The organism is Pseudomonas sp. S11P7 (assembly GCF_023195435.1).
In the GTDB taxonomy this organism is placed as follows: domain Bacteria; phylum Pseudomonadota; class Gammaproteobacteria; order Pseudomonadales; family Pseudomonadaceae; genus Aquipseudomonas; species Aquipseudomonas fluorescens_G.
The window spans coordinates 939,675-947,500 of the sequence record NZ_JALPKS020000002.1; the positions used below are offsets into that span (position 1 = coordinate 939,675).

A 7,826-nucleotide genomic window follows, 5' to 3' on the forward strand; every position below is an offset into this window, starting at 1 on the left:
AGGCCTTTGGCCGCAGCCTCCGTGGAAGAACCTAATGAAAAGCGCAGAAATCCGTGAAGCCTTCCTTCGCTTCTTCGAAGAGCAAGGCCACACCCGTGTAGCCTCCAGCTCTTTGATTCCGGGCAACGACCCAACCCTGCTGTTCACCAACGCGGGGATGAACCAGTTCAAGGACTGCTTCCTGGGCCAGGAAAAACGTGCCTACACCCGTGCGACCAGCAGCCAGAAGTGCGTGCGCGCCGGGGGCAAGAACAGTGACCTGGAAAACGTCGGTTATACCGCCCGTCACCACACGTTCTTCGAAATGCTCGGTAACTTCAGCTTCGGCGATTACTTCAAGCACGACGCCATCACCTTTGCCTGGACCTTCCTGACCGGCGTGCTGAAGCTGCCGAAGGAAAAACTCTGGGTCACCGTCTACGCCACCGACGACGAAGCGTATGACATCTGGACGCAAAAAATCGGCGTGCCGGCCGAGCGCATGATCCGCATCGGCGACAACAAAGGCGCACCGTACGCGTCCGACAACTTCTGGACCATGGGTGACACCGGCCCGTGCGGCCCGTGCACCGAGATTTTCTACGATCACGGCGAGCACATCTGGGGTGGCCCGCCGGGCTCGCCGGAAGAAGATGGCGACCGTTACATCGAAATCTGGAACAACGTGTTCATGCAATTCAACCGCACCGCCGATGGCGTGTTGCATCCGTTGCCAGCGCCGTCGGTCGACACCGGCATGGGCCTGGAGCGGATCAGTGCGGTGATGCAGCACGTCAACTCCAACTACGACATCGACCTGTTCAAGAACCTGCTGAAGGCTTCGGCTGAAGCGATCGGTTGCGAAAACGGTGATCAGTCTTCGCTCAAAGTGGTGTCCGACCACATCCGTTCCTGCGGTTTCCTGATTGCCGATGGCGTGCTGCCGTCCAACGAAGGCCGTGGTTACGTGCTGCGCCGGATCATTCGTCGCGCCTGCCGTCACGGCAACAAGCTCGGCGCCACCGGCAGCTTCTTCTACAAGATCGTCGCGGCGCTGGTGGCCGAGATGGGCGAAGCGTTCCCGGAACTGAAGAAGCAGCAGAGCAACATCGAGCGCGTGCTCAAGGCTGAAGAAGAACAGTTCTCCAAGACGCTGGAGCACGGCCTGAAGATTCTCGAGCAGGATCTGGCCGAGCTCAAAGGCACCGTGGTGCCGGGCGACGTGGTGTTCAAGCTGTACGACACCTACGGTTTCCCGATGGACCTGACCGCTGACATCGCCCGCGAACGCGGCCTGACTGTCGATGAAGTCGGTTTTGAGCGTGAAATGGAAGCCCAGCGCGTGCGTGCGCGTTCCGCCAGCTCGTTCGGTCTGGACTACAACACGCTGGTCAAGGTTGACGTCGCCACCGAGTTCACCGGTTACGCCGCCACCAGCGGTTCGGCAAAAATCGTGGCTATCTATAAGGATGGTCAGTCGGTCGACGTGCTGAGCGAAGGCGAAGAGGCGGTGATCGTTCTCAACCAGACGCCGTTCTACGCTGAATCCGGTGGCCAGATCGGCGACTGCGGTTTCATTCAGGCCGGCAGCAGTCGTTTCGACGTGCGCGACACTACCAAGACCGGCGGTGCGTTCCTGCATCACGGCGTGCTGGCGTCCGGCAGCCTGACCATTGGTGCACCGGTGGAAACTCACGTCGACGCCCAAGTGCGTCATGCCACCGCGTTGAACCACTCGGCCACTCACTTGCTGCACGCGGCATTGCGTCAGGTGCTGGGTGAGCACGTGCAGCAGAAAGGTTCGTTGGTTGATAGTCAGCGCCTGCGTTTCGACTTCAGCCACTTCGAGGCGATCAAGCCGGAGCAAATCAAGCAGCTCGAAGACATCGTCAACGCCGAGATCCGCAAGAACTCTGCGGTTGAAACCGAAGAAACCGACATCGAAACCGCGAAGAACAAAGGCGCCATGGCGCTGTTCGGCGAAAAATACGGTGACAGCGTGCGCGTGCTGAGCATGGGCGGCGACTTCTCCGTCGAGCTGTGCGGCGGTATACACGCCAACCGTACCGGCGACATCGGTCTGCTGAAAATTATCAGCGAAGGCGGTGTGGCTTCGGGCGTGCGTCGTATCGAAGCCGTCACCGGTGCCGCGGCGCTGGCGTACCTGAACGCTGCCGAAGAACAACTCAAGGAAGCGGCCAGCCTGGTCAAGGGCAGCCGTGACAATCTGATCGACAAGCTGTCGGCTGTGCTCGAACGCAACCGCCTGCTGGAAAAGCAACTCGAGCAGTTGCAGGCCAAGGCAGCCAGTGCCGCGGGCGACGATCTGTCGGCCTCGGCAGTGGACGTCAAGGACGTGAAGGTTCTGGCCGCACGTCTGGACGGTCAGGACGGCAAGGCGCTGCTGGCGCTGGTCGATCAGCTGAAAAACAAACTCGGCCGCGCAGTGATCCTGCTCGGCGGTGTCCATGAGGAAAAGGTCGTACTGGTTGCAGGCGTAACCAAGGACCTGACTGGCCAACTCAAAGCCGGTGATTTGATGAAGCAGGCTGCTGCGGCAGTGGGCGGGAAGGGCGGTGGTCGTCCGGACATGGCGCAGGGCGGCGGTGTCGACGCCGGCGCGCTGGATGGCGCATTGGCGCTGACCGTTCCATTCGTCGAGCAGGGTTTATAAGACGGTTCGCCCGGCGCGCAGTCTAGTGGCGCGCCGGGCGGCTGTTCGATTGATTATTGGGCGCCCTTCATGGGCAGAGGCGGCTTTGAAATGGCTTTGATCGTACAGAAATTTGGAGGCACCTCGGTCGGCACTGTCGAGAGAATCGAGCAGGTCGCCGACAAGGTTAAGAAATTCCGTGATGCCGGCGATGACCTGGTGGTCGTGCTGTCGGCAATGAGCGGCGAAACCAACCGTCTGATCGATCTGGCCAAGCAAATCAGTGGCGAGACGCAACCGGTTCCGCGCGAACTGGACGTGATCGTTTCCACCGGTGAGCAGGTGACGATTGCCCTGTTGGCCATGGCGCTGATCAAGCGCGGTGTGCCTGCGGTGTCGTACACCGGTAATCAGGTGCGGATCCTGACAGACAGTGCGCATAATAAAGCGCGTATCTTGCAGATTGATGACCAGAAGATTCGTGGCGACCTGAAAGCCGGTCGCGTAGTCGTGGTCGCGGGTTTCCAGGGCGTCGACGAGCACGGCAACATCACCACTCTCGGTCGTGGCGGTTCCGATACCACTGGCGTGGCGCTTGCAGCTGCGCTGAAGGCTGACGAGTGTCAGATCTACACCGATGTTGACGGTGTTTACACCACCGACCCGCGTGTTGTTCCGGTTGCACAGCGTCTGGACAAGATCACCTTCGAAGAGATGCTGGAAATGGCCAGCCTCGGTTCCAAGGTGTTGCAGATCCGAGCGGTGGAGTTCGCCGGCAAGTACAACGTTCCGCTGCGCGTTCTGCACAGCTTCAAGGAGGGTCCGGGCACCCTCATTACTATCGATGAAGAGGAAACCATGGAACAGCCGATCATTTCCGGCATCGCTTTCAACCGCGATGAAGCCAAGCTGACCATCCGTGGCGTGCCAGACACCCCGGGTGTGGCGTTCAAGATTCTCGGCCCGATCAGTGCCGCGAACATCGAAGTCGACATGATCGTGCAGAACGTCGCGCACGATAACACCACCGACTTCACCTTCACCGTGCACCGCAACGACTACCAGGCCGCACAGACCGTGCTGGAAAACACCGCTCGCGAGATCGGTGCCCGTGAAGTGGTTGGCGACACCAAGATTGCCAAGGTCTCGATCGTCGGCGTCGGCATGCGTTCCCACGCAGGCGTTGCCAGCCGCATGTTCGAATCGCTGGCCAAGGAAAGCATCAACATCCAGATGATCTCGACGTCGGAAATCAAGGTTTCCGTGGTGATCGAAGAGAAGTACCTGGAATTGGCTGTGCGCGCCCTGCACACGGCTTTCGAACTGGATGCTCCGGCCCGCCAGGGCGAGTAATTCCGTTTCTTGAGGGGCGCGGTCTGACCGCGCCCTTTATTTTTGAATGGCGCGAGCCCCTGAACTGTTCTTTTGCTCGCGCTGGTCAATACTCAGGCATGTAGGGCTACGATCGCTCCGGTTGTAGGTCGGGTGCCTTTTTTTTGCAGACTGTTGTCCCTGAAATGAATTGCGTGAGGAGAAAGGTATGCTGATTCTGACTCGTCGGTGCGCAGAAAGCCTGATTATCGGTGATGGCGAAATCACCGTGACCGTGCTCGGCGTTAAAGGAAACCAGGTGCGCATCGGCGTCAACGCGCCGAAAGAGGTTGCCGTGCACCGTGAGGAAATTTACCTGCGTATAAAGAAAGAGAAGGACGAAGAACCAAGCCATTAATTTTTATCGATTTTTATGTTTGCAAACGGGGAAAAGGTTGGTTAAGATACGCCCCGTGTTGCGGAGAGCTGGCCGAGTGGCCGAAGGCCCTCCCCTGCTAAGGGAGTACACCTCACAAGGGTGTCGGGGGTTCGAATCCCCCGTTCTCCGCCATTATTTGCTTAGTACGTTGTAATCTGGCTTTTTCAGTAAGTGTTTGAATTTACTAGAAAAAGTGGTTGGAATAGAGATTAGACGGGCTATAATGCGGCGCAACAAATGCACTCGTAGCTCAGCTGGATAGAGTACTCGGCTACGAACCGAGCGGTCACAGGTTCGAATCCTGTCGAGTGCACCATTTAAGAGTTAGTTGCAGCGATGCAGATAACTCGGCTTCAACCAGATGTGAGCTGGTCTAAAAACACAAATGCACTCGTAGCTCAGCTGGATAGAGTACTCGGCTACGAACCGAGCGGTCACAGGTTCGAATCCTGTCGAGTGCACCATTTAAGAGTTAGTTGCAGCGATGCGGGTAACTTGGCTTCATCCAGTTGTGGTCTGGGCTAAAAACACAAATTGCACTCGTAGCTCAGCTGGATAGAGTACTCGGCTACGAACCGAGCGGTCACAGGTTCGAATCCTGTCGAGTGCACCATATACCAAAAAGCCCGCGTTCAACGCGGGCTTTTTGCTGTCCGGGATTTGGCTTTTGCCTTCACGCATCCTCTCTCGTCAAAATCGATCTGAGCACTGCGGCCTCGCTTGAAGTTGTAGCTGTAGCGAGTGGTCGACGTTCTGATACTTACCTTGTCTGGCTTGCCCAGCGCGCTTTCGACGTCCTGCTGGCTCATACCGGCGACGACGCGCCGATCAATGATCGCTTCGCGCCGCTGCCGGTTATCAATCAGATTTCCGCATTCGTCTTCAGCATGACCAATCACGCCCGGTTCGCGCCTCATGGCCTTCAGTTCGGTCATACGTTCGTGGTTGTGTTCCGGTAGCAATACGACCGATCCGGGCGAGTAGGGGTGTACTTCCTGCATTGCGCGCTGCTCACCCTGAGCACAGCTCATAGAGGTGAAAGTGACGCTGCCATCGCTGGCCTCGCAACGATGAAGAGCAATAGCGGTCGCGCTGGATGACAGGCAGAGCAAACTGACGAGTAAGAGATGAGGGGCTTTCAGCGGCATTCGATGTCCTCCATGACGATCTTTCTTCAAGGGTAGTCGCTGCATTTCCGGCTGCCGGTGTGTTTTCTTTTCAGAATGAGTCGTCGTAGTTGCAGGGTTCAGGACGGCGCTCAGAATTGTTTCGCAAGCGCTTGTTTCGGCCGTGATTTTTTAACGTTTTAAACCGTCAAGCGGTGTATCATTGCGCCCGTCAGCCCCGCCGGGGCTTATGGAAAACTTCCATGGACTTACCCAGTAGTTACTCAGTACCCCGTTTCACCAATCATGAATTGACTGATTGATCCTTCCGGCGTGCCCCGCTGCTGGGAGTGGAGTTCGCCTATGTCTGAAATCGAAGTAAAGAAAACTCAAGAAAGCCTGCAGGATCGCCTGGCTCAGGTGGTCGAGCTGCTGCAGCGCCAGCGCGTCGTCGAGGACCTGACCCATCGTCAGGAAGGTCCGCATCACGACCGCGTCGAAAACCTGGTTCACCGGCAGAACCTCGTCGAGTTGCAACGCAAGCTCGATGATCTGCACTCCGCCGACGTCGCCTATATTCTCGAAGCCCTGCCGCTGGACGATCGTCTGACGCTCTGGCAATTGGTCAAGGCTGACCGCGACGGCGATATTCTGCTCGAAGTATCCGATTCCGTTCGTGAAACGCTGATCGCCGACATGGACGATCACGAACTACTCGCGGCTGCCAAGGACATGGATGCCGACGAACTCGCTGACCTGGCTTCCGAGCTGCCGCGAGACGTCGTCCATGAGCTGATGGAGAGCCTCGATAATCAGCAGCGTGAGCGCGTGCGCTCGGCCCTGTCCTACGACGAGGACCAGGTCGGTGCATTGATGGACTTCGAGATGGTGACGATCCGTGAGGATGTCAGCCTCGAAGTGGTTCTGCGCTATCTGCGTCGCCTGAAAGAACTGCCCGGGCATACCGACAAGCTGTTCGTGGTGGATTACGATGGCGTGCTCAAAGGTGTGCTGCCGATCAAGCGTCTGCTGGTCAACGATCCGGAGAAGCAGGTCGCCGAAGTCATGGCCAGCGATCCGGTCAGCTTTCACCCGGATGAAGATGCCTACGATGCGGCGCAAGCATTCGAGCGTTACGACTTGATCTCGGCGCCGGTGGTCGACAAGAACGGCAAGCTGATCGGTCGCCTGACCATCGACGAGATGGTCGATCTGATTCGTGAGGAGAGCGAAAGCGAAGTTCTGAACATGGCGGGTTTGCGCGAAGAGGAAGATATCTTCGCTTCCGTCTGGAAGTCGCTGCGCAACCGTTGGGCTTGGCTGGCCGTCAACCTGATCACGGCGTTTGTTGCATCGCGGGTAATCGGTCTGTTCGAAGGTTCGATCGAGAAGCTGGTCGCGCTCGCGGCATTGATGCCGATTGTCGCCGGTATCGGTGGCAACTCCGGTAATCAGACGATCACCATGATCGTGCGCGCAATGGCGCTCGATCAGGTCAGCACCGGCAATACGTCGCGGTTGATGCGCAAGGAGCTTGCAGTAGGTCTGATCAATGGCCTGGTCTGGGGCGGGGTAATCGGTGTAGTGGCCTATCTGCTTTACGGCAGTTGGTCGCTAGGCGTGGTAATGACTGCCGCGATGACGCTGAATCTGCTCTTGGCTGCGCTAATGGGTGTATTGATTCCGATGACGCTGGCGAAGATGGGCCGGGATCCGGCGATGGGGGCCAGTGTGATGATCACTGCCATGACCGATAGCGGCGGATTCTTCATCTTTCTGGGCTTGGCGACAATCTTCCTGCTTTAAGTCTCAATGCTGAGAAAACCCGCCTGTCTGTGTCTGGCGGGTTTTTTTTGCCTGCAAAGCGCTAATTTCGGGCAAAAAAAGCCAGCTATCAAAGCTGGCTTGAGATGTTCGTGTTACTCAGGACGCGTCTGCGGCCATTTCTGCATCGTGTGCAATCAGCGAAACCAGTGCGTTCTGCTGACGGTGCGACAACTGACGGAAGCGTTGCAACAGCTCGCGCTCGTGCAGCGACAATTCCGGGCTGTCCAGGCGCATGCTCAGCTCTTCGCCCAGTGCGCCTTCCTGAATAAGACTCTGCTCAAGGCGCGCAATGATCTCGGAGTTCATGCTGCGATGATGATTGCGAGCCACCTCGGCAATGCGTTCACGCATTCCGTCTGGCAGACGTACGACGAATTTGTCAGCCGTACGGCTGGAATAAATTGCCTGTTTCAATGGGCGCATATATTTAACCGGTTAGTTCAGGGGAGCGGTTCTCGGGATTGGCCGCAGGATGTGTGGTAGGACAAGCATCCGCGCCAAATGGTTCAAC

At 57.6% G+C, this 7,826-nt stretch carries 6 protein-coding genes and 4 tRNA genes; 8 read left to right on the forward strand and 2 right to left on the reverse strand.

Annotated elements, in window-relative coordinates:
- Window positions 1-34: 34 nt before the first annotated feature.
- The 7 genes from alaS to M0746_RS04345 all read left to right on the forward strand — a co-directional run bounded on the left by alaS (window position 35) and on the right by M0746_RS04345 (window position 4,995).
- Window positions 35-2,653 carry an alanine--tRNA ligase gene (alaS, locus tag M0746_RS04315; RefSeq protein ID WP_258448320.1) on the forward strand — a complete coding sequence of 873 codons (2,619 nt, stop codon included), beginning with the start codon at window positions 35-37 and terminating at the stop codon, window positions 2,651-2,653.
- A gap of 90 nt (window positions 2,654-2,743) precedes the next feature.
- The gene (locus M0746_RS04320; protein WP_093099222.1) at window positions 2,744-3,985 is read left to right on the forward strand and encodes an aspartate kinase; all 1,242 of its coding nucleotides are present in this window, start codon (window positions 2,744-2,746) and stop codon (window positions 3,983-3,985) included.
- Window positions 3,986-4,172: 187 nt separating this feature from the next.
- Entirely contained in the window at window positions 4,173-4,361 is a 189-nt protein-coding gene (gene csrA / locus M0746_RS04325; RefSeq protein WP_002554426.1) for a carbon storage regulator CsrA, read from the forward strand.
- A gap of 62 nt (window positions 4,362-4,423) precedes the next feature.
- Window positions 4,424-4,514, forward strand: a tRNA-Ser gene (locus tag M0746_RS04330).
- Between the two features lie 107 nt (window positions 4,515-4,621).
- Window positions 4,622-4,698: transfer RNA gene (locus M0746_RS04335), tRNA-Arg, on the forward strand.
- 71 nt (window positions 4,699-4,769) lie between these two features.
- Window positions 4,770-4,846, forward strand: a tRNA-Arg gene (locus M0746_RS04340).
- Window positions 4,847-4,918: 72 nt separating this feature from the next.
- Window positions 4,919-4,995, forward strand: a tRNA-Arg gene (locus M0746_RS04345).
- A 19-nt stretch (window positions 4,996-5,014) separates the two neighbouring features.
- Here the strand turns inward: M0746_RS04345 and M0746_RS04350 are convergent.
- Window positions 5,015-5,530, reverse strand: coding sequence for an outer membrane protein assembly factor BamE (locus M0746_RS04350; RefSeq protein ID WP_258448321.1), 516 nt, complete (start codon window positions 5,528-5,530; stop codon window positions 5,015-5,017).
- Between the two features lie 321 nt (window positions 5,531-5,851).
- On the opposite strand from M0746_RS04350, the gene mgtE reads away from it, so the two are divergent.
- Complete coding sequence (gene mgtE, locus M0746_RS04355; RefSeq protein ID WP_090285386.1) at window positions 5,852-7,294, forward strand: magnesium transporter; 1,443 nt, start codon at window positions 5,852-5,854, stop codon at window positions 7,292-7,294.
- A 117-nt stretch (window positions 7,295-7,411) separates the two neighbouring features.
- Here mgtE and M0746_RS04360 read toward each other — a convergent pair whose 3' ends face one another.
- Window positions 7,412-7,738 carry an Arc family DNA-binding protein gene (locus tag M0746_RS04360; RefSeq protein ID WP_003178899.1) on the reverse strand — a complete coding sequence of 109 codons (327 nt, stop codon included), beginning with the start codon at window positions 7,736-7,738 and terminating at the stop codon, window positions 7,412-7,414.
- Between the last annotated feature and the right edge of the window lie 88 nt (window positions 7,739-7,826).

Coding starts and splice junctions, on each gene's coding strand:
- alaS (WP_258448320.1), top strand. CDS start 35: ATGAAAAGCGCAGAAATCCGTGAAGCCTTCCTTCGCTTCTTCGAAGAG.
- M0746_RS04320 (WP_093099222.1), top strand. CDS start 2,744: ATGGCTTTGATCGTACAGAAATTTGGAGGCACCTCGGTCGGCACTGTC.
- csrA (WP_002554426.1), top strand. CDS start 4,173: ATGCTGATTCTGACTCGTCGGTGCGCAGAAAGCCTGATTATCGGTGAT.
- M0746_RS04350 (WP_258448321.1), bottom strand. CDS start 5,530: ATGCCGCTGAAAGCCCCTCATCTCTTACTCGTCAGTTTGCTCTGCCTG.
- mgtE (WP_090285386.1), top strand. CDS start 5,852: ATGTCTGAAATCGAAGTAAAGAAAACTCAAGAAAGCCTGCAGGATCGC.
- M0746_RS04360 (WP_003178899.1), bottom strand. CDS start 7,738: ATGCGCCCATTGAAACAGGCAATTTATTCCAGCCGTACGGCTGACAAA.